The sequence below is a fragment of the Ochrobactrum sp. Q0168 genome, assembly GCF_016427605.1.
Lineage (GTDB): Bacteria > Pseudomonadota > Alphaproteobacteria > Rhizobiales > Rhizobiaceae > Brucella.
This window is the reverse complement of sequence record NZ_JAELXQ010000006.1, coordinates 1-26628: the sequence shown is the minus strand read 5'-3', so window position 1 is coordinate 26628 and position 26628 is coordinate 1. Positions and strand designations below refer to the sequence as shown.

Sequence of the window (26628 nt, the reverse complement as noted above, 5' to 3'; positions counted from 1 at the left end):
GGGCTCCAGGTTTTGAGAAAGAGAGGAAAAGGTTCATGAGGGGAACAGGCGGCGGCTGGCCGTCCGTCGGATGGCGAGGAGGCGCGAAAGTCCCTCCGGTTCGCGGATGAGGAACCAGATGATGAGGATGCCGAAAATGGCCTTCTGGATATTCTGAAGCAGGCCGGCATCGACCTGACCGCTGAAGAGATATTGGAACAGCCAGTCGAGGGCGAGCGGCAGAAGGCTGACGAATGCAGCACCCAGAAAGGCGCCGCGGATCGTGCCGAGCCCGCCAATAATGATGATGAAGAGGATCTGATAGGACCGGTGCAGGCCAAAACTCTGCACACTGGCTGATCCGAGATAAGCGAAGGCCCACAATGCGCCGGCAATACCAAGAATGAAGCTCGACACGGCGAAGGCCTGCAGCTTGGCGCGCAGGACAGGCACGCCGATTACCGCCGCCGCCGTGTCCATATCGCGGATCGCCATCCAGTTGCGACCGGTCTGGCCTCGAATGAGGTTGAACGACAGAAGGGTCAAAAGCGCGACGATTCCGAGCGTCAGGTAATAGCGGCCATGCGGGCCGTTGGCATTAAGGCCGAAAAAGGAGAGACCGCGCGACAGGGCGATCGTGGCCGAGGAATTACCGTTGTAGAACCACGGGAATTTCAGAAACAGCCATTCGAAGAAGAACTGGGCGGCCAACGTGCTGACGATCAGATAGAAGCCCTTGATGCGGGTGGACGGTAGGCCGAAGATAAGGCCAACCGCCCCGGCAATCAGGCCAGCGAAGATCAGCGCGAGTGGCAGCGGGAGTTCCGGCACACGCAGTTGCAGCGCGAAGGTCGCATAGGCGCCCACCATCATGAAGGCACCTGCGCCAAGGGAAAGCTGTCCCGCATAACCCGTCACGAGATTGAGACCGAGGCCGGCGAGTGACAGGATCAGGAACGGCACTATGATCGCATTGATCCAGTATTCGGAGGCGAGAAAGGGTGCCGCCAGCGCCAGAGCAGCGGCAGCGGCCAGACCGACGGCCTTAAGGCCAACCAGGTCCGCGGGTTCGGCTGTGGCGCGCAGATCGAGCTCAGCCATGATTCAAACCCTTTCGATGGAGCGTTCGCCGAAGAGGCCGGCTGGACGGATGAAGAGGAAGACGAGCGCCAGCGCATAGGCGAACCAAGGTGTGATGCCGCCGCCGAGGAAGGGGCCGATATAGGTTTCGGCCAGGCTTTCACCTGCACCCACGATCAGCCCGCCGACGATGGCACCGGGAATAGAAGTGAAGCCACCGATGATGAGAACGGGCAGAGCCTTCAGCACGACCAGCGACAGCGAGAACTGGACACCCTGTCGCGCGCCCCAGAGCAGGCCGGCAACAAGACCGACAAGACCGGCGACAGCCCACACAATCTGCCAGATGCGGTTAATGTCGATTCCGAGCGATAGCGCCGCCCGCGTATCGTCCGCCACACCCCGCAACTGGATACCGATTCGTGTCTTGTTGAACAGCAGTGACAGGACGACGACCAGCGCCAGTGCGACACCGGCGGCCACGAGATCGAACTGGCTAATCAGAATATCACCGAGAAAAATCGGCAGGTCCTCGATGCCGAAGTTCAGAGCCCTGACCTGCGATCCCATGGTGCCCTGCGCCACGCCCTCAACGACATAGGACAAGCCGAGCGTCGCCATGAAAAGCGTCATCGGGCTGCGGTTGGTCAGCGGACGCAGGAGAAGTTTTTCAATGGCGATGGCCGTGGCAATCAAAAGCGCGATGGTGATCGCGATCGCGCCATACGCCGGCACGCCATTTTCGGTCAGGGTGACGAAGGTCAGCGCCGCGAAGAGGAGAAGAGAGCCCTGTGCGTAATTGAATACGCCCGAGGCCTTGTAGATCAGCACGAAGCCGATCGCGACGAGGGAATACATTGTGCCGGCCAGAAGGCCGCCGATCAACGTTTCCAAGAACATGCTCATGCCGCCACCTCAAAATGCTCGGAACCGATATAGGCGGCAATGACATCCGGATTGTCGCGGATCGCCTCGGGCTGGCCGTCGGCCAGCTTGCGGCCATAGTCGAGGACCACGACATGGTGGGCGAGTTTCAGGACGATGCCGACATCGTGCTCGATCAGCACGATCGTCAGCTTGAGTTCGGCGTTCAGCCTTTGAATGATCGCAGCGATTTCCTGTTTTTCGTCGGCATTCATGCCGGCTAGCGGCTCGTCCAGAAGCAGCAGTTTCGGCTCGCCGACGATGGCACGGGCCATCTCCACCTTCTTCTGCACGCCATAAGGCAGAGTGCCAACAGGCGTATTTGCGTGTTTTTCGAGATCGAAGAGATGCAGCACGGCGCGCGCACGCTCGCGGAAATCACGCTCCTGGCTCAGCGCCCTCGGCAAGCGAAACATTTCCTCGACCAGCGTCACCCGAGAATGGCGCGAAAGCCCGGCGATGACGTTGTCGATGACGCTCATACCGGAAAACAGCGCATTGTTCTGAAAGCCGCGACCGATGCCGCGCCGCGCCGCATCGATCGGCTGCATGCGCTGGAAACGCTCGCCTTCGAAGACAATCTCACCACTATCGGGGACATAGACGCCGTTGATGATGTTAAGCAGCGAACTCTTGCCGGCCCCATTGGGTCCGATCAGTGCGCAGATCTCCTGTTTTTCCACACGGAAAGAAAGGTCGGAGATTGCCTTTACGCCCTTGAAAGACAGCGATACGTTCCTGATCTCAAGTGCCGGTGTTGCGGATGTGCCCATCGGCTTGTCACTCCATGTTTGCTGCAGGCAAGCCCCGCCCTTCACCAGAACCGAAGGTCTTGGCGTCCGTTGATGTCTCATGTTGGTATCGTCGTCCGCAGCCCTACGTCGGCTAGCGAAAGCGGCTGTCAGGCGGCCTTTTCGTCCGCTTTGGCCGCCTCTTCCCGCTTCACCTTCTCGATGTCACGAAACCGGTCTGCCGGATGCGTTGCAGGAAGGTACGGACCTTCGCCGAAAAGCTTTTCTCGCAGTGTCCCCTCGCGATAGCCGGTGGCATAGACGCCGCGCTTTTGCAGTTCCGGCACCACATAGCCGATCACATCCGCGAAGGTTTCGTGCGCAAGTGCGTAAGCGAGGTTGAAGCCGTCGATGTCGGTGTCTTCGACCCATTCCTGCAGGATGTCGGCGATTGTCGACGGCGACCCGACGAAAAGCGGCCCCATGCCGCCAATGCCACCCCATTGCGCCAGTTCCTCGATCGTCCAGACCTTGCGGCCATCGGAGAGACGTTCGACGGCCGACGTAATGGCGTTGGTCTTCACATTCTGGACTGTATCGGCTGGCTTGTAGTGACCGAAATCGATGCCGGTCCAGCCGGACATCAGAACGAGTGCACCATCATAGGACGCATATTTGGCATATTCCTGATATTTCGCCCGCGCCTTCTCGTCGGTCTCATCAACGATGATCGTCGCCATGGCATAAACGAGTACCTTTTTGGGATCGCGCCCCTGCGCTGCCGCCCGTTGGCGGATGTCGGCGACATAGGCTCGCGTTGCATCCTTGAGCGGCGTCGAGATGAATACGCATTCCGCATGTGTGGCGGCGACGTCCTTGCCTGCAGACGAAGCTCCGGCCTGGAAAAGAACGGGGGTGCGCTGCGGCGACGGCTCGCATAGATGATAGCCTGGGACGTCGAAATATTTGCCCTTGTGGCCGATCTCGTGAATCTTGGCAGGGTCGGCGAAGATGCCGCGCTCCTTGTCGCGAAGAACCGCGCCCTCCTCCCAGCTACCTTCGAATAGCTTGTAGAGAACCTCCAGATATTCTGTCGCCACATCATATCGGTTGTCGTGGGAGCGCAGCCCGCCCTGCCCGACATTTTTCGCGCCGCTTTCCAAATAGGACGTCACGATATTCCAGCCGACGCGGCCCTTCGTATGGTGGTCGGCCGTCGAGAGCCGCCGCGCGAACGTGTAGGGATGCTCGAAGCTCGTGGAGGCCGTTATGCCGATACCAAGATGCTGCGTCGCCTGCGCGATCGGGTTTGCAAGCTGAAGCGGATCGGCAACCGGGATTTGAACGCCCTGGAGCAGCGCATTTTCGAGATTGCCTTTGTAGACGTCATAATAACCGATCACGTCCGCAATGAAGATGGAATCGAAATAGCCTGCCTCCAGGATCCTGGCGAGATCCGTCCAGTATTCCAGGTCCTTGTATTGCCACGACCGATCGCGCGGATGACGCCAGAGGCCCGGCGATTGATGTCCGACACAATTCATTTCGAAGGCATTGAAACGGATGGTTTTGCTCATGAAGATACCGGCATGTTTAGGTTACCCAGAACCTTAGGGTGTCGCCGCCTTAAAATGTAGATTGTTTATAGTTTTTATAGACTATATGCCGGAATATTTTTGTGCGTTTGGTTATGGGCTTGGCTATTCGTTTTCATAATGACAGAACAGGATAGGCGGTTGTCTCAAACAAAAGACGTTGGGGCATCGCCCTGGCAGCTGGAAAAACTCTCCGCTCAGGAGGGTTTCTCGGCGGCCGAAAATGGTCATATTCGGCGCTATCGAATAGGCGTCGCCTTAATCTGGGAGCGGGTGCATTTTCTCCGCAGACCGCCTTTCATGCACTGATCGACATGGCGAGATCTGGCCGTGCTGCGCTAGCTTGGGAGCAAAGCTCTCGATGAACTGCGGCGGAGAGATTTTTGCGGTAAAGAAGGAAGACATTGGCGATCTGGCCATGGACTGAGACGGAACGCACGCATCGCAGGGTCGACGTGAACTGACCCGTCAGCGATGTAGCCAAAGAGCGCAATAGTTTACCAATGAGTGCGGGGATGCCGATAGAAATTAATCAGTCCAGTCTTCGACCCGTAAACCGGGACACGATCAAATTGCCTGCGATTATTCGTGACCACAATCAGGCTGCATGAACGAGCGTGGCCAGCAATCAATTGATCGTAGGGGCCGATAGATGTCCCGCTGCGGGCCAATTCGGCACGTAATTGGCCCGGGTGGTTTGCTGCCGTTTCATCATACCATAATACCTCCAGGCGAGCTGCTAACCCCTCGACGACGGATATCACAAAAAGTCATTCCGAACTCTCGTTCCGGACGTTTGAATCAAGTGGAGATACTTCTCAAACCTATAAATTCCATCGGTCAAACCGACTATAGAACATCTTTCCTTATCGGCAGCCTCTCTGCGGCCTACGCTTTGATATTTGTTGGTTGGCACTCTGGAGAGGGGTAAAGTCATGCGTTTGATCTTAGCAAAGCTGGTGGCGGCAGCCGCGGTCATCTGTCTGGGCCTGGTGGCAGCGGCCGAAGCTGCCGATCCATCCGAAATCCGCATCGACTGGGCGACCTACAACCCGGTAGGCCTGCTGCTCAAGAAGGAGGGGCTTCTGGAGAAGGAGTTCGAAAAGGATGGAATTGCCATCCGATGGGTGCAGTCGGCCGGCTCAAACAAGGCGCTGGAGTTTTTGAATGCTGGATCAATCGACTTCGGGTCGACAGCCGGTGCAGCAGCATTGATTGCGCGTGTCAACGGCAACCCGATCAAGTCTATCTACGTTTATTCCAGGCCTGAATGGACAGCTCTCGTAACGGCCAGGGATTCCAAGATCGCGAGCGTCGCAGATCTCAAGGGCAAGTCGGTTGCCGTCACCCGCGGCACCGATCCACATATCTTTCTGGTGCGCGCACTAGCGGATGCCGGCCTGAAGGATGGCGACGTCAAGTTCGTGCTGTTGCAGCACGCCGACGGGCGGCTGGCGCTAACGCGCGGTCATGTCGATGCTTGGGCCGGTCTCGATCCGTTGATGGCCGCCGCCGAGGTGGAGGACGGTGCAAAGCTGTTCTATCGGAAACCCGAGAACAACACCTGGGGTGTGTTAAACACCACCGAAACCTTCGCCGCCGAACATCCCGAGATCGTCAAACGCGTGCTGAGCGTTTACGAGCAGGCGCGCAAACATGCGCTCGCCGATCCCGCAGCACTTAAATCGGCGCTGATCGAGGCCGCCAAGCTTCCAGACCCGGTGATCACCAAGCAGCTAGAACGCACCGATCTCAAATCATCGCGTATCGGCGCCGAACAGCGCGATACGATCCTAAAAGCGGGATTTGCCCTGCAACGGGCGGGTGTTTTGCCGGCCGGCGCAGACATCGCTGCCGAAGCCGACAAACTCATCGATCCAAGCTTCGGCGAGGCGCTCGTGCAATAAAGGTTTCGATGTGACGAGAACCGACATTCTGGCTGAACGACAAAATGAGCTGGACAGAGACCAGACCACCAAGACATGGTCGCCGTTTTTTGTGCGCCTTATTCTTGCCCTCCTTTTGCCGATTGGCGGTTTCCTGCTCTGGGAACTCGCTGTCTCGACGGGCCTTGCCACGGGTAGGCTGGTTCCGCCTCCATCGCGGATCATCGCAACGCTGTGGCAACTTGCTGAGGCAGGTGATCTCTACCAGCATATCGGCTCCACCTCGCTGCGGGTTTTGTTCGGCTTTCTGGCGGGCGCGCTGGCGGGCGCTCTGCTTGGCAGCATTACCGGCTTTTTCAGCACAGCCAGAGGCATTATCGATCCGACTCTGCAGGCGCTCCGGGCCATTCCGTCGATTGCATGGGTTCCGCTGTTCATCCTATGGTTCGGTATTTTCGAAACTTCCAAGATTGTACTGATCGCAACCGGGGTGTTCTTCCCAGTCTATCTGGGCGTATCGACCGCACTCCTTTCCGTTGATCGCAAAATCGTCGAGGTCGGCCGGATTTTCCGGCTGTCCGGTTTCGATCTGGTGCGCCGCATCCTTTTTCCAGCTGTTTTACCCTCTTTCATTGTCTCGCTTCGATCCGGCCTGGGATTGGGCTGGATGTTCGTGGTTGCGGCGGAATTTATGGGGGCATCCGAAGGGTTGGGTTATCTTCTGGTCGACGGTCAGCAACTGGGCAAGCCCGACCAGATCGTTGCGGCAATCATCATCTTTGCCATCATTGGCAAACTGTCCGACGGTCTGCTCGTACTCCTGGCCTCGCCATTTCTCGCCTGGCAGGATAATTTCAAGCGCGAAGGTTCGTGATGCTATCTTTAACCGGTTTGACCAAGACCTACAGCAATGGCGTGCAGGCGCTTGCTGACTTTACGCTGAATGTGCCGGCCGGTGAAATCGTTGCCGTGATTGGGGGATCGGGCTGCGGCAAGAGTACGTTGTTGCGGCTGACCAGTGGACTTGAGCCTCCAAGCCGCGGAACGGTAACCATCAACGATGATACGGTCGTAACGCCGCATCCGCGGATCAATCTGATTTTTCAGGAACCACGGCTTTTGCCGTGGCTGACGGTGAGGGATAACGTCCGTTTCGGTCTTACGCATCTGCCGTCAGGTGAACAGGACCGACGCATGCATCTGGCCCTGGAACAGGTTCATCTCGAAGGATATGAAAAACGGTTGCCGAAGGAGTTGTCCGGCGGACAGGCGCAGCGTGTGGCAATCGCCCGGGCATTGGTTACACGACCGGATGTTCTACTGCTCGATGAGCCGTTTTCGGCGCTCGACGCACTGACACGGGCCGCTTTGCAGAGCCATCTTCTCGACATCTGGCAGGAAAGCCGCCCGACGGTTATTCTGGTCACCCACGATATCGATGAGGCCATTTTGTTAGCGCATCGTGTTGTAGTCATGCAACCCTGGCCCGGACGGATACTTGGTGAGGTCAGCATCGACCTGCCGGTTCGGCGCGACAGGGACGCGGAAGGTATCGATCCTTACCGCCGCGAGGTGAAAACGTTGCTCGACCGCTCTCTGTCGAGGGCGAGGAGCCGGGAGCATGTCCTGGTCGACGCGGTCTAGCGGCGATGCCCCATCCGTGAACCTTTATTGCAGCAGTTCGTATGCTGATCGCTCTCGGCAACAGAATTTCCCCATATGGACCGATGATTGGTGAACCGTTTCTGTCGGACACGCCGCAATGCCTTTGGCTTAAGCTCGCTCAATAACTACGTGATGAGGATCACCGTAGGAAATCATAGCCAATAGTCCCTCGATTTTTTATGCCTCAGCCCGCCCTGCGCAGATGGCGCCCGCCTTGGCTCCGGTGATCGAAACCGTATCCAGAGATACTTGGAGCCAACAGGTCCAGCGTCAGTGTGCCGCTGAGGAACGCTGCATGCATTTCAGGCTCGATACCGGTCGATCTCCGCAATTGCGTGATCGGCAAGGGCCAACAGTTCTGCACCGGACGCACCATCTTGGGCCTGCACGGACATGCCCTGGATCATGGCGCCGACGAAGCGTGCGAGAGATTCGGCATTGGTTTCGCGCCTTAGCTGCCCCTCGTCGATGCCGCATTTGATACGTTCCAGGATAAGGTTGAGCGTTGCAGTACGTAAACCAGCGACATGACGAGCGATGGGCTCGTTTTCCGCTGCGCAGGTCAGAACGGCCGTCGAAACCATACACCCATGCGGCCTCCCCTTCCCGGTAAATTCCCGGGCCGACTCCCGAAGGACACGGGACAGCGCAACCACAACGTTGCCCTCTTGAAGCGCCTCAGCCGTTGAAGCGCCAATATTGGCCTGATACCATTCCAAAGCCTCACGATAAAGGTCGGCCTTGGACCTAAACGCAGCATAGAGGCTTTGAGGTGTGACGCCCATCGCTGCCGTCAGATCGGCGATCGAGGCGCCTTCATAACCCAGTCGCCAGAAGGTCTGTGCAGCCGTGGCCAGCGCCTCGTCACGATCGAAGGCTCGCGGGCGGCCGCGCGGTCGCGGTACTTGTTTTTCTTTTTTCACAACGATCACTCTAGAAATATCGTCCGGGTTGAGCTATTCAGGAATGGTCACTCCGTATATAAGAGGATTCACTGACATGTCCACGCCCGTAATTGCCGCAGTAATTGCGGCCGCCACCACAGCGCTGGCCGAACCCACCACCGATCCGGCGCTTGAGGCACGGCTCAATCCAGTGATCGACAGAGCATTATCTGAGAAAAGAATCGTCGGCACAGTCGTCCTCGTCGCAAAAGACGGCAGGCTCGTCTATCACCGGGCTGCCGGTTATGCGGACCGCGAGGCTGGCCGCGAAATGCGCGAAGATGCGATCTTCCGGCTAGCCTCCATCACCAAACCCATCGTCACCGCAGCCGCTATGCGGCTGGTCGAAGAAGGTCGACTGGATCTCGAAGCTCCCGTCACGCGTTGGCTGCCCTATTTCCGCCCCGCTATGCCGGACGGCTCGACGCCAGAAATCACTATCCGCCAGTTATTGAACCACACATCCGGGCTGGGTTATGGCTTCCTCGAACCGGTCGATGGTTCTTATCACAAGCTCAATATCTCGGATGGACTGGACCAACCGGGGCTGCCACTGGAGGAGAACCTCGCCCGCCTGTCGGCCGCTCCTTTGAATTTCATTCCTGGCACAAGCTGGCGTTATTCGCTGGGGATCGATGTGCTCGGTGGTGTTCTCGAAAAAATCGAGGAACGAAGTCTCTCCGAAATCGTCCGTGACAAGATCACAGCGCCCCTGGGAATCTACGATACCGATTTCTCGGTGCGTGATACCCTCCGACTTACTAAGGCGTACGCTGATGGCAAGCCCGAGCCTGTACCGATGACGGATGGGATAGCTGTTTCATTTATGGGAAGCGAGGCGACTTTCGCGCCATCTCGAATCCTCAACGCCCGTTCCTACCAGTCGGGCGGTGCAGGCATGGCGGGCACAGCTTCTGACGTCTTGCACTTTCTGGAAGCGATCCGCACCGGAGGTGCGCCTGTATTGAAATCAGAGACCGTGGAGACCATGATCAGGGATCAGGTCGGATCAGAGGCGGAAACTCAAGGTCCGGGATGGGGATTCGGTTATGGCTGGGCTGTTCTAAATAACGCGAAGCAGGCGGGAACGCCTCAGGCAGTCGGAACGCTGCAATGGGGAGGCGCCTACGGACACTACTGGTTCGTTGATCGTAAGAATGGTTTGTCAGTGGTCGCTCTGACCAACACCGCGTTCGAGGGCATGGCCGGAGCGTTTCCAACAGACATCCGAAATGCCGTTTATGAATAGCGCAGGTGCCATTTGTGGAATGCTCCTGAATTGCAATACTAGCTGGATCGTCCGCCGTAGGCATCAAATGCAGCGCCGGTGACGAAGTTGCGTTCCTTCAATGCTATCCACAGGATCCGGGCTGCAATATCGCCATTTGTGCCAAGACGTTTCAATGGAATCTTCGGAGCCGAAAGCGCAATCGCGTTCTCGCTCATTTCATTGAGATTTCGGTTTGCACGAAGCCCGGCATAATACAATTTGCGAGAATGCCAGCCATTGGGTCAGGTGCTGATTGCCAGTCAACAACGGGTCTTCACAGCCATCCGGTGTTCAATACCGTGCTTGTTGAACGTGGCATCCCTCTTAAAGAGTGCTGTACAGGTATTGCGCGGTAAACAGATCGAGATGCCCGCCGCCAACATTTTTGTAGACGGTGATCTGGCGGTCGTCGCTGCGGCCTGGATGTTTTCCCTGACATAGCTCAATCAGATCAGCTTCGATTTGCTCATGGTTGATAAGTCCTGTAGCGAGCGGAATTCCGAGTTCACCCGAACCATCACAGCAATGGCGCGTATCGACAAATACCCGTCCGGCACGACGGAACACGTCATCATCGGCTTCACGCATGTCTGGCATATAGGCACCGATCAGATCAACATGAGCGCCCTCTTTGAGGAGCTTTCCCTTAACCAGCGGACTGGTCGACATGGTGACACACGATATCACGTCCGCCGTCGAGACTGTGTTATCGAGATCCTCCACGGCAACGATGTTGACGCCAGCAATGTCAATTCGGCTGGCAAGTTTTTCGGCCCTGTCGAAGTTGCGGTTCCAGATTAAGACTTGATCGATCGACGGTCGGCTGGCGCAATGAGCCTGCACCACATGGGGCGCTAGCCCCCCGGCACCAACCACCAGCAAGGTACGGGCGTCCTTGCGCGCCAGCAGGCTGGCGCCAAGTGCCGAATCTGCCGCCGTCTTCTTGAAGGTTTCAATGGCGCCATCACAGACCATGAGTGCTTCGCCGGTCAGGCCGCTGAACAGCATTACCGTGCCCTGGATCGAAGATTGGGCCACAGGAAGTTTGACATTCGCAGGGAAAACACCGACCAGCTTGACGGCAACCGCCTCCCCTTCGAGCCAAGCTACCAGGGACACAAACTGGTTGTCTGCGCTTTTCCGATCCTGAAGCACGGTAGTGTCGCTTTGCGGTCGTTTGCCGCTCTCATGCGCTTGACGCAAGGCTTCGATCAATCCCGGATAATCGAGCGCGGCTTCGGTTTGCTGTGCATTGAGAATTATCATCATTCGTTCCTGTCACGCCACGCGCTTCAAAAAACTTTTAGTACGCGGATGTTGTGGATTACCCATAACCTTTTTAGGCGGGCCGGATTCAACAATCACGCCACCATCCATGAAAATCAGATGGTCGGCGACTTCGCGAGCGAAGTTCATTTCATGCGTGACGACAATCATGGTCACGCCATCTTCGGCCAACTGGCGCATCACCGCCAGAACCTCACCGACCAGTTCCGGATCAAGAGCTGATGTGGGTTCATCAAAAAGCATCAGCCGAGGCTGCATCGCCAATGAACGGGCAATCGCCACGCGTTGCTGCTGCCCACCGGAGAGCTGGTCGGGATAATAATTCGCGCGCTCGGTAAGGCCGACTTTTTCCAGCAGCTTCATCGCTGCGGCGGTGGCCGACTGGCGACCTATCTTGCGTACGATCATAGGCGCCTCGATGATGTTTTCCACCACGGTCTTATGGCGGAAGAGATGGAAGCCCTGGAACACCATGCCCATTTTCTGGCGCTGGCGTGCCAGTTCGTTGAAGGACATCGTATAAAGCCGCTCACCCTGCCAACGCATGCCGATCGGCTCGCCTTCCAGCAACACGGCACCGGAATCCGGCACTTCGAGATAGTTCAGGCAGCGCAGCAATGTGCTTTTGCCGGAGCCGGATGGGCCGACAATGCAGGTCACGTCCCCCTTTTCCACCGTCATGTCGATGCCGTCGAGCACCCGGTGATTGCCAAAAGATTTGGTCAGTCTTTCCACCTGCAGCAGTGGCAAGCTCGCGGGCGTTTCATTCATTTTTGATATCCAAGCGCAAATTTGAAGGGCAGCAGTCTGGACAGGAATGACGCGGAACGGGTGATCTGCCGGGATTTCAGGTGGTTCTCGATATGGTGTTCGATGATCGTCAGGGCGGTTGACAGAATGAGATACCAGATCGTAGCCACGATCAGCAGCGGAATGGTCTGATATGTGCGCGAATAAATCATTTGCGCCGAATAGAGCAGATCGGGCAAGGCAAGCACGCTGACCAGCGACGTGAATTTCAGCATTGAAATGGTGTCATTGCCGATCGGCGGAATGATAATACGGATTGCCTGCGGCAGCACGATGCGCTTCATGATCTGAAACCGCGTCATGCCAAGTGTCGCGGCGGCCTCGGTCTGGCCCGGATTGATCGCCTGGATGCCAGCGCGGATGGTTTCGGCGGCATAGGCGCTTTCTGTAAAGGACAGGCCAAGCAATGCTGCACTCATCGGCGTGATCAGCGTGTTCATGTCCCAGGACCACAAGGTCGGCCCGAACGGAATGCCAATGGTCAGATTGGGAACCAGAAGCGCCAGATTGTACCAGAAAATCAGCTGAACCAGGGGTGGAACGCCGCGAAAGAACCATATCCACAGCCAGCTTGCCCATTGCAGCACCGGATTGGCCGAAAGGCGCATCACGGCCAGTATGATGCCGATTGCAAAACCGAAGATCATTGCGGCAAAAGTCAGGAACAGCGTGCGCGCCAAGCCAGCGAGAATGTCGGGATGAAACATGTAGCGCACAACAATGTTCCATTGCAGGTTCTCATTGGTCGCCAGCATATTGACAAAACTCAATGCGATCAGAATGAGCACGGCGCCGGTGATCCATCGAGACGGATGGCGCACGGGTATCGGTTTGACACTATGTATATCCGGCCGGTGCGCGACCGTCTTTGCTGTTCTTGCCATGATTTACTCCAGACTACCGTATCGTGTTTAGCGAAATTCGTATTCGAACTCACCAAACCCGCCAGCCCGTGTTCCGGGCCGGCCCTTGTGTGATGGACCGCGGCTGTATTCGCACCGCCGCCGGCTGACGGCGTTCTCCTTCAATCAGCCCTGACTATTTTGGCTCCGGATCGTCCTTAGTAACCAGAACCGCCTTTTCCAGGGTGCCGGCGCCATCAACGCCCCACTTTGCCATGATTTCCTTGTAGGAGCCGTCATCGATCATGGACTGGATGGCATCACGGAAAACTGGCCCAAGCGCATCACCCTTGCGCACGCCAATGCCGTTGAAGACCGGATTGCTGACCAGTTCAGATACGCTGAAGCGCCCCGTAATCTTGGCCATATAGTGCATTTTTGCCGATCCGGCCGCCACCATCTCAACACGCCCCGAGGACACAGCCAGTTCGGCGGCGTTCTGGGTGGTGAATTGCTGCAGGTTAATCGGCTTCTCACCGGCGGATTCGCACAATTCCGCGCTCTTTTCCTTCAGATATTGGTAGTCCCAGGCACCTGTCATCACTGCAACGCTATGGCCGCACAGATCTTTTTCCGACTTGATGGAAAAGTCCTTGCCTTTCAAGAAGGCATAGGCGGTGCCTTCCTTGCGCTGAGGAATGAAATCAAGCGAATCAAGCCGTTCCGGCGTCACACCGAAGGAAGAAAATCCGGCGTCAAAACGCTTGCTGGCCAGGCCCGGAATGATGGCGTCGAAACTGGTTGCGGTAAATTCGAATGTCACGCCAATGCGTTCCGACATGGCTTTGGCCATGTCGATGCTCCAGCCTTTCAGGACGCCGTCTTCGACAAACTCGTCCGGTGGCCAGTCATTGAAGGCAGCAATCTTGACGCCCTTCCTGTAATTCTCCGGCACAGCGTCCTGTAGTGCCTTGATCGGTGCGGCATGCACCGAGGTGATGCTGGCGGCCGTGGCCAGCGCCGCCAGCGCTACCATCATGCGCCGGGATGCGGTTTTGCGACGATTGGTCATTTATCTCCCCTTTGATTGGAATTTTATCCCCGTTCGGGGCTCGTCTTCTACTTGCGTTGCTGATAATGATATGCGAACGTTCTCACAATATAGCCATTGATTAATCGCATCCGTCAAGTTGAAAGTTGAGATCAGGCCCATCATCGCCTATGAAACGGTACGGGTATTGAGCAGCGTGAAACTGCTTGGAAGGAACGCGCAGACATGAGTGAACGACGCGCCGACAAGACGACCATTGCCGATGTGGCGCGCCTGGCCGGCGTCAGCACCGCGACCGCCGGACGTGTATTGGGCGGCTATGGCTATACCAGCGAAGAAATCCGCGACAAGGTGAAGAAATCCGCTGATATGCTGGGCTATCGCCCCAATCTGCTGGCACGCAGTCTTATCACCGGGCGCAGCAAGACCATAGGCGTTGTCGCGGGCGACATGCAAAGCCCGTTTTACGCCAGTATTCTGCGCGGTATTTCCGATGTGGTTCGTGCGCGCGGCTTTGGCTTGATCGTCACCAACAGCGATGAATCGATCGATCGTGAGCTGGAGGCAGTGGATCTTCTGCGCGAAAAGCAGGCCGACGGCATCATCATTGCGCCCTGTGATATTCTCAAGGCGCAGCACTTGCACGATGTCGTTGCCAGCGGCTGTCCGGTGGTTCAGATCGATCGCCGCGTGAAGGGATTGAAGGCGGATTCGGTGACCGTCAATGGCCGCCAGGCCGCCCACGCCGCAGTGACCCAAATGATTCTCGACGGCCATAGTCGGATTGGCGTACTAGCGGAACTCGAGCATGGCCGCTACAAGAATCTCAACGCATTTCTTCACGACCGCCAGCACAAGAAAATCGATATTTCATCGCTTTATCCGAGCTGGCAACGTCTGCTCGGCTATATCGAAGCTCATGAGGAAGCCGGGATCGCCTTTGATCCGAGCCTCGTTGCCCAGGTGGGCAGCTATTCGATCGATATTGCCCGCCAGCACGCCATCGCGTTGCTGACCCGGGAAACCCCGCCTTCAGCGCTGTTTACCACCGATGGATTGATGTCAGCCGGCGCCATGCTGGCAATCAGCGAACTCGATATTTCCATTCCGCAGCAACTGTCCGTGGTCTGCTTCGACGATCTGGACTGGATGTCGTTCTTTACCCCTAAACTGACGGCAATCCGGCAGCCGCTGCTCGAGGTTGGCGAAGCCGCGGCCCGTCTGGTCCTGGAGCGGCTCGATAGCGCCGATCGGGCGCAGCAGGATATCGTGCTGCATGCCGAATGGCAGCCCCGTTGTTCGCTCGCCCGCCATCCCGGTGGATCTGGCCGGTCTTAACCTCAAAAAGACATGCGCAGCGAGCTCAATCCTGCAACTCGGCTATAGGCTCGCCGAGATCAATCGGCGCGGCATGACCTGTACCACCATATTGGCCACATGTCGCCGCAGCAACGCGTGACGCCGCCTGTAGCAATGTTGCGGGCACCTCGCCTTTCACCAGGCCATAAAGGGTGCGGGCGATGAAACTGTCACCAGCGCCTAACGTGTCAACCGCCACAATCGGCGTTGCTTCGGCATGAAAAACCCCTTGCGCACCGGCAAGAACTGCGCCCTTGGTGCCGCGGGTGACCAGCACCCAATCCGCGCCGCTCTCGCGCAGACAGGCAATAGTCGCCGTAACCTCGTCCGGCGAAAGCTCACCGCCCGAAACAGCGGCCAGAAAGCATTTCGGGCCGATGCGTCGATAGTGTTCCACGTCGCGACGGGTGGAGAAATCATAGGACAGACGTTGCGGCGCAATGGCATCCAGCCAGCCGTCAAGGCCGCTCGACTGACCGATATGGACGGCATCGAACCGGCGCGCAAACTGAATATCGGCGGCGCTCGGCTCAAACATCGACACTCCGAGATCAAAGCGGATGAAATAGCGATCATTGTTACCGCGATGACCAATGATGCAATAGGCCGTCTTGCCTGTGGCCTCCATGCGCAGATGCGAAGTATCGACGTCCTCGTCGCGCAGTGCGGCCTGAATGCCCCTTCCGGCCGCATCTGCGGCAACCACGCCGATATAGGCCGCCTCGGCCCCAAAACGGCTCATATGGATAGCGACATTGACACAATTACCGCCCGGAAACATTTCCCGACGCGAAATGTAACAATCGACGACATTATCGCCCATCGCCGCGATTTTGATCATTCTTATTTTCCCAATTGACAAGATGTGAGAACGTTCGCACACTAAAGTAGAACTGTCAACGTATCGCGGGGTTGGTACCGGGAAATGTTGCACTGGACCGGAACGGCTGCCGATCGGCACAGCCGGACTCTTCAAGACGCTGAAAAGAGGAATAGAATGCCCAAACAACTTCCTACCGATATTGCTGAAACCTTGAATGCGCTTGCGCAGCGGGATTTTTCGCATGTGTTTCTGGTTGCCTGCGGCGGATCGCTGTCAATCATGCATCCGGGCAAGTATTTTCTGGATCGCCATTCGGGACTGCTGACCTCTGATGTCTATAATGGCGACGAGTTCGTCACACGCGACCCGCGTCGCCTCAACAGCGATGCCATCGTCATTCTGTGCTCCCAGACGGGCACCACCAAGGAAACGGTGCGGGCGGCAGAACATGCCCGTCGCCGAGGCGCCTGCGTGATCTCCCTGACGCTGGATCCGCAATCGCCGCTCGCCGCCGCCGCCGACCACGTGCTGCAATACCAGGCGTCCTACACCACCGGCATTCCTATCGATGGCGCCGACAGCAATTACAGCGTGCTTTACATGTTGCTGGCGGGCATTGTCGATTTACGCGACAAGACCAGCCTGCTGCCCAGGCTGCTGGAAAGCCTGCCGGCACTGCAACCGGCCATTGAACGCGGTCAGCAGCATTTTGATGAAACCTTTACCAGATATGCAGAGCGCTATGGCCGCGAAAAAGTCGTGTACACCATGGCTAGCGGTCCGGTTTATGGCGCAGCCTATTCATTCTCCATCTGCGTGCTCATGGAAATGCTGTGGATCAACTCGCAAGCTATCCACGCCAATGAGTTCTTCCATGGCCCATTCGAAGTCGTCGATAAAAATGCCTGCTTCGTCGTCATGATTGGGCTCGATGAAACGCGTGCGCTGGCCGAGCGTGGCCGTGATTTCCTGTACCGTTTCGGCGAGCCGGACAATATGTTGGTGCTGGATGCAGCGAAACTCGATCTCGCTGACGTAGATGACACTTTCAAGGGATATTTCGTGCCGTTGATTTTCTTCGATGCGCTTTGGAAATTTGCCTACAAACTGGCGGCGAAGCGTGAGCAGGTCATGCTGGATGGTCGCCGCTACATGAAAAAGATCACCGATTACTAAGCAGCATCGGGTGCTGGTCCATCTCTGTTGAAGCTGGGCCGGCGCTGCGCGTAATTCTCACGAGACAGTCGAGCCGCTCGGCGTCGCCAAGGTCCTGGCGTGAGCCATCTGTTTCGCTGATTTACGGTGCTTCTCAACTAGAACTAATCACTTTTTTTGGCAAGCAAGAACCCAGAGGAGATAAAGTCCCCCTAATAGCCCGGTCGTAAGACCAATCGGCATTTTGATGCCGAATGGCACATGCTGGCTTAACAAGTCAGCAACCACCAGAAGGGTTGCCCCCATAAGGGCACTCGATATGAGTGGGACATTCGAACTCGCCGTCAGACGCCGGGCCAACTGTGGCGCTGCCAGAGCGACAAAGGAAATCGGTCCGGCGGATGCGGTAGCAACAGATGTTAGCGTGACCGCGACCAACACCATTGCCAGACGCGTACGCTCCGGCTGGATGCCGAGCTGGCATGCTGCATCATCGCCCATTTCCAAGATATTGACAGATTTGGCGTAATGAAGCGCCAACGGCACGGTTACCGCGAAACCGACCATTGCTGGGACAGCATGTGCCCAGCTTCTTGTATTGAGTGATCCCGATAGCCAGAGTTGGGCCGACGCGGCCTGGTCCAGATCGCCCGCGACCAGAAGTACGGTATTGATGCCCGAAAGAATGGCCCCCACGCCAATTCCGACAAGGATAAGCCTATAGCCACCGGTTCGTCGCCCCTTGACAGCCAACATAAACACAAGAACTGCCGCCGCCATTCCACTTGCAACGGCTGAAAGCGCTGTTTCAAGCGGACCGGCATTGAACAATATGATTTGTGCAATGGCGCCAGTTGCTGCACCTGTCGTAAAGCCGATCACGTCGGGCGAGCCAAGGGCATTGCGCGAGATTGATTGGAAGATCGCGCCTGCCATACCGAGTGAAGCACCCACAAACAAGGCTGTGACAAGGCGAGGTAAACGTACGCGCTGGATTATGCGATCGGCGGTCGCGTTGTCGCTTCCACCAAACAGACTCGAAACGACCTGGGAAGAGCTGAATGACATTGTACCTGTTGCGATATGGAAAACCGCAAGCAGCAGGATGGCTGCAAGCAAGAGGCAGCAGATCATCAAGGGGCGCGATTTCCAGCGAACAGAAACAGGACCTATCCGCAACATATTCATTGATGTGCTCATAGTTTCGTCAACCGGAATTTGCGCACGACAAAGATAAAGAACGGCCCGCCGATCAACATGGAGACAATCCCGGCTGCAACTTCCGAAGGTGCTACAATCAGCCTTCCTATGATGTCAGCGCCTAGCAAAAGGTTGGACGCCAGCAATGCGGAATATGGCAGTATCCAACGATAATCCGGTCCAGTGATGGTCCGGGCCAGATGAGGAGCCACCAGTCCGACGAACGCGATGGGGCCAGCCCCAGCAGTAGCAGAACCTGCCAGAAGCATTACGGAAAGACAGGCCAAAAGCCAGGTCACGTGCAGGTTGACGCCAAGCGCAGCACCAAAATCCCTGCCCAGCGCCATTGCATTCAGGTTTCCGGCGATCGACATCGCCACGCCAAGCCCTGCGATGACTGCCGGAGCCAGAATGACGACGACATCAAGGCCGCGCCCCTCGACGGAGCCTGCGGCCCAGTGACGAAACTGGTCAAGGACAGCGAGCGGTGCATTGATGACAACAATGCCCGTGACCGATGCGAGCACAACCGACAATCCGGCTCCGGCCAGCACGAGTTGCACGGGATTATTCGCTTTGCCGTGGGTGTCTCCGAGAATGAAGACGGCAATTCCTGCAAGAGCAGCGCCCGCAAATCCGAACCAGACATATTGCGCCATTGTCGTCAAGTTAAAGGTCACGATCCCCAGAATGACTGCGACGGCTGCACCTGCATTGATCCCCAGCAATCCTGGTTCGGCAAGCGGATTGCGCGTTACAGCCTGCATGATGGCGCCAGCGGTTCCAAGAGCCATCCCTGCGATGATTGCAACGATGGTGCGCGGGATACGCAGTTCGAGAATGACAAGATGTTCGTTGTTCGAAAAATCAGGCTGCCATAGCGCATGGATGGTCTCGGTAAGGGCGATTGACCGGGAGCCCAGAGCAAGGCTGCAAAGCGCCATAGCGGCTAAACTGGCGGCGGCAATAACAAGACCCCGAACACGCCGCTTCTGCAATGGCATGATGAATTGTATCCGTCTGGGCATCATTTGCGAAAATTGGACGCGACAGCCTCGATCATCTGGAGGCCGGAATAATAGTCGATACGGAATGAAGATGGTCCGAGAGGATAGACGTTATGATCGCGGACCGCAGGAAGGTTCGCCAATACTGGATCTTTCAACAATGCCTGGACGTCATTTTGTGAGCCGCGCAAAAGGAAAATGCTCTTGCCTGTGATCGCTGCCGAAAGGTTCTCGTGGGAAATGAAATCGAAATCGGACCGGCGTGTGACATCCTTGGCTACCGTCTGGGGCAAGCCACCGACCTTGAAACCCAATGCTTGTAGAAGCAGGGACTGCGGGCTTGAGGTTCTGCCGACCGAGTAACTGTTTCCGATATTGTAGCCGACGATTGTAACCGGTTCGTTGGGCGGCATAATCGTTGCAGCCACCTCTGCAACCTTGGCGTCGAAACGGGCGATCGTCGCGCCGGTCTCATCTTCCAACCCCAACGCTGTGCCGAGCTCAGTAGCAATCTCCTGCCAGCTCTGGTTGGAATAATTGACTACCAGCGTTGGAATGCCTTGCGCTTCCAATTCGCTATAATGCTGAACGACACTGTCGGCTCCGGTTGCTGATGCGATCAGCAGATCCGGTTCAACCCCGATAATAGCTTCCATGTCGAATTCGAGATTGGGATATAGCACTTCGACGCCCCGCTCGTCGGCAACTTCTGCCCATTGAAGGAAGAAGCCCTTGTTATCTGTCAGCGGGCTCGGGGTCGTCGCGGCTGTCGCAACCAGAGGAGCGCCCATGGCCAGCAGTATACCGGTTATGCTGGGTGTGGTCGATACGATGCGAACGGGTTTGGTTTTCAGTACGAGTTCGCCCGCTTCATGCTTTACGGTACGTGGCCAGACCTGTTCGGCGGCCATGACCGTCCGAAGTGGAGAAAACAGAAAGACCATGCCGGCGAGAAGCAAGAAAATCGGGCGTGCAGCTTGCATGGCTATTCTCCACCAACGCAAATTGGAAATCTTCAGATGGAAAGCTTTCCGAACGAACGCGCGACCGGCCAGCGTTTCGAATGGGAAAACACTGAGCCGTTTTCGAACGAGAAGCGAGCGGTCTGCTTCAGCTTCGAAAACTGGAGCTGATTACTCCATATTGCAGAATGCGTTCTACAATGCAATACAAACAGCCACGTGATTTCCTCTAGGGATGACCAGCCATGATGCAACACCTGCATGCGGACGCCGTTACATTGCGCTACGATGATCGGGTCATCGTCAAAAATTTGTCGATTGTTATTCCCGATGCGTCTTTCACCGTCATCGTCGGCCCTAATGCTTGCGGGAAGTCCACATTGCTGCGTGCGTTGTCACGATTGCTTGCTCCGGTCAGTGGAAAAGTCGTGCTGGATGGCAGGAACATAAGCCATTTGCCGGCGAAGGAAGTCGCGCGCAGGCTTGGTCTTCTGCCACAAACCTCGGTCGCCCCAGACGGCATCACCGTTGCGGATCTGGTATCTCGGGGTCGGTATCCGCATCAGTCCTTTCTGCGGCAATGGTCAGTGGAGGACGAGGAAGCAGTAGCATGCGCCCTGGAAGTCACCCGTATTTCCGACCTCGCCAACCGTTCAGTCAACGAACTTTCCGGCGGTCAGCGTCAGCGCGTCTGGATTGCCCTCGTGCTGGCCCAGGAAACACCGATCCTTTTGCTTGATGAACCGACAACTTATCTCGATATCGCGCATCAGATCGAACTTCTGGAGTTGCTGGCGGAACTTAACCGCGAGGGCCGGACTGTCGTTGCCGTACTACACGATCTCAATCATGCCTGCCGATATGCTTCACATCTGGTGGCCATGCGAAACGGGGCGATCAGGGCGGAAGGCGCTCCATCCGAGATCGTTACAGAAAAGCTGATAGAAGAAGTGTTCGGCCTTGCATCAGTAATCATTACCGATCCGGTTTCGGGAACGCCGCTCGTCGTCCCCCTAGGAACGCCCCCGCAATCTCCGTGACATTTCAAACGCTGGCGTCGCCTCCCTCCCCGTCTACGATCCTTCCGCCAGTTGCCTGATTGACCAGTGACGCTTCATAAAAGAGCGCTCTCCGCTCGTCCTCGCTTCGCAATTGTCCAAGATCAGCCACCGTCGTCATGACGCAGACGATTTCCCGCTGCGCGTCGAAGACCGGTGCGGCCTGCCCTGTCACATTTGAAAGAAGATGGCTGGTCATTTCGGACCATCGTTCGTTGCGCACCTGATCCAGCAGTGACTTTGCCGGCGGGCTGCCCCGAAAGTGAGCTGGCTGTACCTTACGCGCTGCATCGACCGTAGCTTTGGGTAGAAAAGCCTGAAAAACCAGACCGCAAGCCGTATTATCGATGGGCAATGTGTCTCCCAGCGCCAGCGGATTGACCGAGAAATACGCACTTCGATACCAGCGCACGAGCGTCGGGCCACGATCTGTCCAGATAGCAACACCACCGCTGACGGCATGTCGTTGCGAAAGGGCTTTCATGTGTTGCGCCGCAATCTCCACAGCGTCCACTCGTTTCAAGGCGCCTATGCCGATGCTCAGCGCAGTCGGCCCCAGATCGTAAAGACCGCTTGCAGCGTCCTGTTTTGCAAGGCCTTCCTTGACGAGGCTCTGCAGATAACGATGCGCTGTCGACCCTCCCGTCTTTGCCCGCCGGGCGACTTCGCCCAACGCGAGCTCGGTTTCAGCATTGGCCAGAATCCGGAGAAAGCGCGCGGCAATGGAAACCGACTGTATTGTACCCGAGCGTTTTTCACTCGTGGTGTCGCTCTCATCGGCCAGGTCGTTCTCGTTCAAATGCTTTGCCTCCTCCTCGGTAATAGCAAATCGATGTTTAGCGACAAGCCGTTGGAAAGTCATGCCTCTGCGTTGCGAATGCGATGGGCGAATCTCGAGGGTTTTGACCGGATTGAATTGCCCCTCCCTCACTGTTGCGGGCATGCAACACATATCGTAGGCATGATATTATACTGTATTGCGGTATGCATTCCTTATTGCGGAATGATGCCCTTATGCTTTAACAGAACATGACTAATATACTCATGTTTGGGGCGACTTATGAATATCCGTTTGAATCGTGGCTTGATGTCCAGCGCCAGTGCACTCACGCTGGCGGTGTTTGTGGTAACGCCTGCGCTTGCCCAAGAGGCTGCGAAAGCCAGCTCCGACGCGATCGTGCTTGATACTGTGGTCGTGACAGGGGAAAAAGTCGCGCGCGACATCAAGAACACGGCGTCATCTGTCACCGTCATTTCGGCCAAGGAAATCGATAAGGAAAAGACAGGCGATTCATCCGTGGCTGAAGTGATCGCGAACGTCCCGAATGTCATCTATACCGACAACGTCGGCGCTCCCATCATTCGCGGGCAGGATACGCAGGGTCCAAACACAGGGCAGAACGTGTTCTGGGGCGGCACCGTGCCGCGTGCCACGATCAACCTCGATGGGCATTATCTGAATTATAACGAATACTATTTCGGCGCGACTTCGGTGTGGGATCTCGACAGCATCGAGGTGTTCCGTGGCCCGCAGACGACATCTCAGGGTGCGAATGCAATTGCAGGTGCGATCATCGTGAACACCAAGGACCCGGTATTCACCCGCGAAGGTGCTTATCAGGTCGAGATCGGCAATTACAACACCAAGCGCACCTCAATCATGCTGAACAGTCCCATCTACAAGGATGAGCTGGCAGCGCGCCTTGCAATCGACTATTCAGGCCGTGATACCTTCATTGACTATATCAGCCCCAACTTCATTTCCGAAAAGACAAATCAGGATTTCGAGGCCCTGAATGCGCGGCTGAAACTGCTGTGGGAACCGGCAGAGATTCCAGGCCTCACCGCAAAGCTGACCTATTCCCACAATCGATCCAACCGTCCAAGCCAGGAAGCAGCGTCCGCACCATTCGACGAACTCGAACATCTGACCACGACCATGCCAAGCTGGAAACAGGATACCAATACAGGCATCCTTGATGTTGGCTATGATTTTGGCAACGGCGTGAAATTCTACAACCAGGTGCAATATTCCGCCTCGTCTGTGCATCGCCATACCGGCATTGCGAATAACGGCAAGGCCGATATCAACCAGAAGAACATTTCCAATGAGTCTCGTATCACGTTTGGCGAGCAGGAAGACGTCATCAGCGGTGTCGCCGGTATTTTCTACGCCAATACCAAGTCGGACGAGTTCATGCTGCTTCAAGGCACGACGACGTTTGACGATACGAAAGACAATCTGGGGCTTTTTGCCGAAGTGAGCTACCGGCTCGACGACCGGTGGACGTTGACCAGTGGGCTTCGTTACCAGCAGGATCGTGTACAGCGCATCGGAAAATCGGCGCTGGCGCCAACGCCGCTCGATTACGACGAAACATTCTCCGCGCTCTTGCCAAAGGTATCGCTGGCATATGCTGTCACACCCGATCTGACGATCGGAGCACTAGTCAGCAAGGGTTACAACCCCGGCGGGGTTTCCCTCAATCTCAATTCAAGGCAGTGGAAGCCTTTTGAGGATGAGACGCTGTGGAACTACGAGTTGTTCACGCGCGCCAAACTGCTCGACGACAAGCTCACGCTGACAGGCAATCTGTTCTACATGGACTTCAAGAACGCCCAGTACAACATTCCTGTCGTCGTCTCTCCCGGTGTGGCGCAATCCTATACGATCAATGCCGAGAAGGCTCATGCCTATGGTCTTGAAATGGGGCTCGACTATCAGCTTTTGTCTAATCTGACGATCAAGACAAGTGGTGGTATTCTTCGCACCGAAATCGACGAAATTTCGAGCAATGTGAGCTATGAGGGCAACGAGTTCGCCAAATCTCCCGGTTATATGTTCAGCATCGGTGCGAGCTGGGATGCAACGGAAAAGCTCAATATCTCCGGACAAGTTCGCCATACTGACGGCTACTATTCCGACCTTGCCAATACACCGACCTATGTCGTGGACGCCTATACGATTGCCGATGCGCGTGTGAGCTATGATTTCCATGAATCACTGCAGCTTTACGGCTATGTGAAGAATATCTTCGACGAGCGCACCCCGACCTATCTGCAGCAGAACCGCGGTATTGGCGGCCTCGAGGCAAGCATGACCATGCCGCGCACATTCGGCGTCGGCATCAAGGGCACGTTCTAAGTGTTTAGCAAACCTGCCAATCCAGCCGGTCACATCCGTGGCCGGCACAGCTTTTTATATGCATTAACGGGAGCCCGAAATGGGTGAGCAACGGAAACTTCACATTGGCATGTCGCTGGCACCGACCTGGCTGAGTGGCGACGGGTGGCGGCATCCGGACAGCAACATCGAAGGGACACTCGGTTCAGATTTCTATATCGATATCGCCCGGCGAGCCGAGGCGGCGAAGCTTGATTTCGTATTCCGTCCCGATAGTCTTTTCATGAACCATCAGATCATGGAAACTACTCCGGGCTTCGGCAGCATGGATGCGACGCTCGTCATGGCAACGCTGGCGCGGGAGACTTCGCATATCGGTCTTCTGACCACGATATCGACAACTTTCATGCCGCCTTATGTCGTTGCCCGTCAGGTCCAGTCCCTGCACTGGCTCAGCGATGGCCGAGCCGGGTGGAATATTGTCACGGCACTCGATGGCAACGAGAATTTCGGTCTGACGGAAATGCCTTCGTCCGACGAACGCTATGCAAGGGCAGCCGAATTTACCAGCGTCGTGCGTGATTTATGGAAGAGTTTTCCCGGATCGGCCTTGAAACGTGATCGTGAACGCGGCCGCTTTGCAGATACGGCAGCCATAAATCCGATAAATCACGACGGTACCTATTACCGGGTTAAAGGCCCGCTCAATGTCCCTTCTGTTCAGGACGCTCCCATCCCGCTTATTCAGGCTGGCGCGTCACCGGCAGGGCGCGACTTTGCGGCATCCGTTGCCGACGCCGTCTTTTCCGCGACCCCGGATATGGAAGCGGCAATCGATCTTCGCCGCAATCTTCGTGACCGTGCGCAATTCCATGGCCGAAAGTCGGACGACGTTCGCCTGCTTCCCGGTCTCAGCCTCTATCTGGCACCAACGCGGAAAGAAGCGGAAGAACTTTTCGCCTACACCCATGCGCGAGGCGATAGGGCTCGCAAAATCGCATTCATCCGCGAGTTGACCGGTCTCGACCTATCCGGATGGCCCGCAAATCGTCTCATTCGACCAGCCGACCTGCCACCTCCACCGGAAAAGGTTCGAAGCAAAACCCATGCGGGATTGCTTCGGCGTTTGTTACAGCGTGAAGAGCTTCCGCTTGATGACCTCTTGCGCAGACCCGAGGTCATCAGCGCCGCTCATTGGCAGGTGATCGGGACGGTTGACGATGCAGCCAAAGAGGTTCGCAAATGGTTTGAGGCAGGCGCAATCGACGGCTTCATAACCGCACCCGGTGGCTCAACCGGATCGATGCGGCTAGCGCTTGATGAACTCATGCCAAGGCTTAGCGAAGAAGGATTGCTGCGTTCAGAATATTCAGGAAATACCTTCTTCGGACATCTCACGGAGTAAGGTGATTTTGGTACAAAAGATGGACAACTTCCAGCCGAGTTGTTTCCGATCTCCGGTCCTTCAGGGTCGTTGGCTTGAAATCAGTCAGATCATAAATTCACTTTACGATCTGGTTTATGATGCTGTTGAGAAGATTTCCACCGACGACCGTCATTAATCCCAATCAGGTTATGGTGTCCGTCCGGCTCGGTCGAACGCGACGGGAATGGGGCCAGAAGCAGACAGTCCGGTCCGCCTAAAAACCGCAGCAAGACCGCCTGATTGCCAGTCAAGCATCGTTATCACGGCTTTATTCCCGCGATTGGTCACGATGAAACATCCCCAACGCCTGGATAACTCAGGCGATAGGGATGTTTTTTGAATGTGTCAGAGAGCTTTCTGCAGCTCCGGCAACACAGTGAAGAGATCACCGACGAGGCCGTAATCGGCAACCTGGAAGATCGGCGCTTCCTCATCCTTGTTGATGGCGAC

At 56.4% G+C, this 26628-nt stretch carries 24 protein-coding genes and 2 pseudogenes; 9 read left to right on the top strand and 17 right to left on the bottom strand.

All coding sequences use genetic code 11. The annotated features are described in order from the left end of the window. Window positions 1–33 precede the first annotated feature (33 nt). From JAU75_RS12540 to JAU75_RS24075, 5 genes and pseudogenes are all read right to left on the bottom strand, one after another. Window positions 34–1080: a branched-chain amino acid ABC transporter permease gene (locus tag JAU75_RS12540; protein WP_199056854.1), complete on the bottom strand. Its 1047-nt coding sequence runs from the start codon at window positions 1078–1080 to the stop codon at window positions 34–36. 3 nt (window positions 1081–1083) lie between these two features. Then, window positions 1084–1965, bottom strand: coding sequence for a branched-chain amino acid ABC transporter permease (locus JAU75_RS12535; protein WP_199056853.1), 882 nt, complete (start codon window positions 1963–1965; stop codon window positions 1084–1086). Beyond that, entirely contained in the window at window positions 1962–2756 is a 795-nt protein-coding gene (locus tag JAU75_RS12530; protein WP_199057060.1) for an ABC transporter ATP-binding protein, read from the bottom strand. The genes JAU75_RS12535 and JAU75_RS12530 overlap by 4 nt, the downstream gene beginning before the upstream one ends. A 128-nt stretch (window positions 2757–2884) precedes the next feature. Continuing rightward, complete coding sequence (locus JAU75_RS12525) at window positions 2885–4291, bottom strand: LLM class flavin-dependent oxidoreductase (protein ID WP_199056852.1); 1407 nt, start codon at window positions 4289–4291, stop codon at window positions 2885–2887. A 546-nt stretch (window positions 4292–4837) separates the two neighbouring features. Then, window positions 4838–5061 (bottom strand): annotated as a pseudogene (locus JAU75_RS24075) (PIN domain-containing protein); the annotation flags it as partial. 183 nt (window positions 5062–5244) lie between these two features. On the opposite strand from JAU75_RS24075, the gene JAU75_RS12520 reads away from it, so the two are divergent. From JAU75_RS12520 to JAU75_RS12510, 3 genes are read left to right on the top strand one after another with little or no spacing between them, the layout of a single operon-like run. Continuing rightward, window positions 5245–6216: an aliphatic sulfonate ABC transporter substrate-binding protein gene (locus JAU75_RS12520; protein ID WP_199056851.1), complete on the top strand. Its 972-nt coding sequence runs from the start codon at window positions 5245–5247 to the stop codon at window positions 6214–6216. Window positions 6217–6265: 49 nt separating this feature from the next. After that, on the top strand, window positions 6266–7069 hold the full coding sequence (locus JAU75_RS12515) for an ABC transporter permease (protein WP_247880488.1): 804 nt from the start codon (window positions 6266–6268) through the stop codon (window positions 7067–7069). Beyond that, window positions 7069–7839, top strand: coding sequence for an ABC transporter ATP-binding protein (locus JAU75_RS12510; RefSeq protein ID WP_199056849.1), 771 nt, complete (start codon window positions 7069–7071; stop codon window positions 7837–7839). The genes JAU75_RS12515 and JAU75_RS12510 overlap by 1 nt, the downstream gene beginning before the upstream one ends. 323 nt (window positions 7840–8162) lie before the next feature. Here the strand turns inward: JAU75_RS12510 and JAU75_RS12505 are convergent, their stop codons facing one another. Further along, window positions 8163–8792 carry a TetR/AcrR family transcriptional regulator gene (locus tag JAU75_RS12505; protein ID WP_199056848.1) on the bottom strand — a complete coding sequence of 210 codons (630 nt, stop codon included), beginning with the start codon at window positions 8790–8792 and terminating at the stop codon, window positions 8163–8165. 67 nt (window positions 8793–8859) lie between these two features. Between JAU75_RS12505 and JAU75_RS12500 the strand changes: the two genes are divergently transcribed. Further along, window positions 8860–10053 carry a serine hydrolase domain-containing protein gene (locus JAU75_RS12500; RefSeq protein WP_199056847.1) on the top strand — a complete coding sequence of 398 codons (1194 nt, stop codon included), beginning with the start codon at window positions 8860–8862 and terminating at the stop codon, window positions 10051–10053. 38 nt (window positions 10054–10091) lie between these two features. On the opposite strand, the gene JAU75_RS12495 is transcribed toward JAU75_RS12500, so the two are convergent. The 5 genes from JAU75_RS12495 to JAU75_RS12475 all read right to left on the bottom strand — a co-directional run bounded on the left by JAU75_RS12495 (window position 10092) and on the right by JAU75_RS12475 (window position 14085). Next, the gene (locus JAU75_RS12495) at window positions 10092–10250 is read right to left on the bottom strand and encodes a hypothetical protein (RefSeq protein WP_199056846.1); all 159 of its coding nucleotides are present in this window, start codon (window positions 10248–10250) and stop codon (window positions 10092–10094) included. Between the two features lie 148 nt (window positions 10251–10398). Further along, window positions 10399–11340 carry an ornithine cyclodeaminase gene (locus tag JAU75_RS12490; protein ID WP_371836171.1) on the bottom strand — a complete coding sequence of 314 codons (942 nt, stop codon included), beginning with the start codon at window positions 11338–11340 and terminating at the stop codon, window positions 10399–10401. Between the two features lie 12 nt (window positions 11341–11352). Then, window positions 11353–12132, bottom strand: coding sequence for an amino acid ABC transporter ATP-binding protein (locus JAU75_RS12485; protein WP_371836170.1), 780 nt, complete (start codon window positions 12130–12132; stop codon window positions 11353–11355). Further along, entirely contained in the window at window positions 12129–13055 is a 927-nt protein-coding gene (locus JAU75_RS12480; protein ID WP_051517825.1) for an amino acid ABC transporter permease, read from the bottom strand. Before JAU75_RS12480 ends, JAU75_RS12485 begins: the two co-directional genes overlap by 4 nt. A 154-nt stretch (window positions 13056–13209) precedes the next feature. Then, complete coding sequence (locus tag JAU75_RS12475; protein ID WP_176056529.1) at window positions 13210–14085, bottom strand: ABC transporter substrate-binding protein; 876 nt, start codon at window positions 14083–14085, stop codon at window positions 13210–13212. A gap of 204 nt (window positions 14086–14289) precedes the next feature. On the opposite strand from JAU75_RS12475, the gene JAU75_RS12470 reads away from it, so the two are divergent. Continuing rightward, on the top strand, window positions 14290–15402 hold the full coding sequence (locus JAU75_RS12470) for a LacI family DNA-binding transcriptional regulator (protein WP_199056844.1): 1113 nt from the start codon (window positions 14290–14292) through the stop codon (window positions 15400–15402). Window positions 15403–15427: 25 nt separating this feature from the next. On the opposite strand, the gene JAU75_RS12465 is transcribed toward JAU75_RS12470, so the two are convergent. Then, a complete protein-coding gene (locus tag JAU75_RS12465; protein WP_371836169.1) occupies window positions 15428–16489 on the bottom strand; it encodes a PfkB family carbohydrate kinase in 1062 nt (353 codons plus the stop codon). Between JAU75_RS12465 and JAU75_RS12460 the strand changes: the two genes are divergently transcribed. Next, on the top strand, window positions 16421–17422 hold the full coding sequence (locus JAU75_RS12460; protein WP_199056842.1) for an SIS domain-containing protein: 1002 nt from the start codon (window positions 16421–16423) through the stop codon (window positions 17420–17422). The two genes, JAU75_RS12465 and JAU75_RS12460, sit on opposite strands and share 69 nt — an antisense overlap. Window positions 17423–17569: 147 nt before the next feature. Here JAU75_RS12460 and JAU75_RS12455 read toward each other — a convergent pair whose 3' ends face one another. The 3 genes from JAU75_RS12455 to fepB are packed head-to-tail and all read right to left on the bottom strand — an operon-like array spanning window position 17570 to window position 20591. Then, window positions 17570–18589, bottom strand: a complete 1020-nt coding sequence (locus tag JAU75_RS12455; protein WP_247880471.1) for an iron chelate uptake ABC transporter family permease subunit — start codon at window positions 18587–18589, stop codon at window positions 17570–17572. 8 nt (window positions 18590–18597) lie between these two features. Then, window positions 18598–19605 (bottom strand): iron ABC transporter permease, encoded by a 1008-nt coding sequence (locus JAU75_RS12450; protein WP_199056841.1) that lies wholly within the window; start codon window positions 19603–19605, stop codon window positions 18598–18600. Window positions 19606–19628: 23 nt separating this feature from the next. Then, complete coding sequence (gene fepB, locus JAU75_RS12445; protein ID WP_199056840.1) at window positions 19629–20591, bottom strand: Fe2+-enterobactin ABC transporter substrate-binding protein; 963 nt, start codon at window positions 20589–20591, stop codon at window positions 19629–19631. A 224-nt stretch (window positions 20592–20815) separates the two neighbouring features. Between fepB and JAU75_RS12440 the strand changes: the two genes are divergently transcribed. Continuing rightward, window positions 20816–21610 (top strand): ABC transporter ATP-binding protein, encoded by a 795-nt coding sequence (locus JAU75_RS12440; RefSeq protein ID WP_199056839.1) that lies wholly within the window; start codon window positions 20816–20818, stop codon window positions 21608–21610. Between the two features lie 4 nt (window positions 21611–21614). Here the strand turns inward: JAU75_RS12440 and JAU75_RS12435 are convergent, their stop codons facing one another. Further along, window positions 21615–22427, bottom strand: a complete 813-nt coding sequence (locus JAU75_RS12435) for an IclR family transcriptional regulator (protein ID WP_199056838.1) — start codon at window positions 22425–22427, stop codon at window positions 21615–21617. Between the two features lie 261 nt (window positions 22428–22688). Between JAU75_RS12435 and JAU75_RS12430 the strand changes: the two genes are divergently transcribed. Both JAU75_RS12430 and JAU75_RS12425 read left to right on the top strand, forming a co-directional pair. Continuing rightward, window positions 22689–24773 carry a TonB-dependent receptor gene (locus JAU75_RS12430; RefSeq protein WP_199056837.1) on the top strand — a complete coding sequence of 695 codons (2085 nt, stop codon included), beginning with the start codon at window positions 22689–22691 and terminating at the stop codon, window positions 24771–24773. A 79-nt stretch (window positions 24774–24852) separates the two neighbouring features. Further along, the gene (locus tag JAU75_RS12425) at window positions 24853–26157 is read left to right on the top strand and encodes an NtaA/DmoA family FMN-dependent monooxygenase (protein WP_199056836.1); all 1305 of its coding nucleotides are present in this window, start codon (window positions 24853–24855) and stop codon (window positions 26155–26157) included. 366 nt (window positions 26158–26523) lie between these two features. Here JAU75_RS12425 and JAU75_RS12420 read toward each other — a convergent pair. After that, window positions 26524–26628: pseudogene (locus tag JAU75_RS12420) on the bottom strand (electron transfer flavoprotein subunit alpha/FixB family protein); the annotation flags it as partial.

Bases quoted from the DNA above. Each gene is read 5' to 3' on its own strand.
- JAU75_RS12430 (WP_199056837.1), top strand. From the start codon at position 22,689: ATGAATATCCGTTTGAATCGTGGCTTGATGTCCAGCGCCAGTGCACTC.
- JAU75_RS12460 (WP_199056842.1), top strand. From the start codon at position 16,421: ATGCCCAAACAACTTCCTACCGATATTGCTGAAACCTTGAATGCGCTT.
- JAU75_RS12540 (WP_199056854.1), bottom strand. From the start codon at position 1,080: ATGGCTGAGCTCGATCTGCGCGCCACAGCCGAACCCGCGGACCTGGTT.
- JAU75_RS12520 (WP_199056851.1), top strand. From the start codon at position 5,245: ATGCGTTTGATCTTAGCAAAGCTGGTGGCGGCAGCCGCGGTCATCTGT.
- JAU75_RS12495 (WP_199056846.1), bottom strand. From the start codon at position 10,250: ATGAGCGAGAACGCGATTGCGCTTTCGGCTCCGAAGATTCCATTGAAA.
- JAU75_RS12525 (WP_199056852.1), bottom strand. From the start codon at position 4,291: ATGAGCAAAACCATCCGTTTCAATGCCTTCGAAATGAATTGTGTCGGA.
- JAU75_RS12425 (WP_199056836.1), top strand. From the start codon at position 24,853: ATGGGTGAGCAACGGAAACTTCACATTGGCATGTCGCTGGCACCGACC.
- JAU75_RS12440 (WP_199056839.1), top strand. From the start codon at position 20,816: ATGATGCAACACCTGCATGCGGACGCCGTTACATTGCGCTACGATGAT.
- JAU75_RS12510 (WP_199056849.1), top strand. From the start codon at position 7,069: ATGCTATCTTTAACCGGTTTGACCAAGACCTACAGCAATGGCGTGCAG.
- JAU75_RS12490 (WP_371836171.1), bottom strand. From the start codon at position 11,340: ATGATAATTCTCAATGCACAGCAAACCGAAGCCGCGCTCGATTATCCG.
- fepB (WP_199056840.1), bottom strand. From the start codon at position 20,591: ATGCAAGCTGCACGCCCGATTTTCTTGCTTCTCGCCGGCATGGTCTTT.
- JAU75_RS12530 (WP_199057060.1), bottom strand. From the start codon at position 2,756: ATGGGCACATCCGCAACACCGGCACTTGAGATCAGGAACGTATCGCTG.
- JAU75_RS12470 (WP_199056844.1), top strand. From the start codon at position 14,290: ATGAGTGAACGACGCGCCGACAAGACGACCATTGCCGATGTGGCGCGC.
- JAU75_RS12500 (WP_199056847.1), top strand. From the start codon at position 8,860: ATGTCCACGCCCGTAATTGCCGCAGTAATTGCGGCCGCCACCACAGCG.
- JAU75_RS12475 (WP_176056529.1), bottom strand. From the start codon at position 14,085: ATGACCAATCGTCGCAAAACCGCATCCCGGCGCATGATGGTAGCGCTG.
- JAU75_RS12455 (WP_247880471.1), bottom strand. From the start codon at position 18,589: ATGAATATGTTGCGGATAGGTCCTGTTTCTGTTCGCTGGAAATCGCGC.
- JAU75_RS12480 (WP_051517825.1), bottom strand. From the start codon at position 13,055: ATGGCAAGAACAGCAAAGACGGTCGCGCACCGGCCGGATATACATAGT.
- JAU75_RS12450 (WP_199056841.1), bottom strand. From the start codon at position 19,605: ATGCCATTGCAGAAGCGGCGTGTTCGGGGTCTTGTTATTGCCGCCGCC.
- JAU75_RS12465 (WP_371836169.1), bottom strand. From the start codon at position 16,489: ATGCGAAAAATCCCGCTGCGCAAGCGCATTCAAGGTTTCAGCAATATC.
- JAU75_RS12535 (WP_199056853.1), bottom strand. From the start codon at position 1,965: ATGAGCATGTTCTTGGAAACGTTGATCGGCGGCCTTCTGGCCGGCACA.
- JAU75_RS12485 (WP_371836170.1), bottom strand. From the start codon at position 12,132: ATGAATGAAACGCCCGCGAGCTTGCCACTGCTGCAGGTGGAAAGACTG.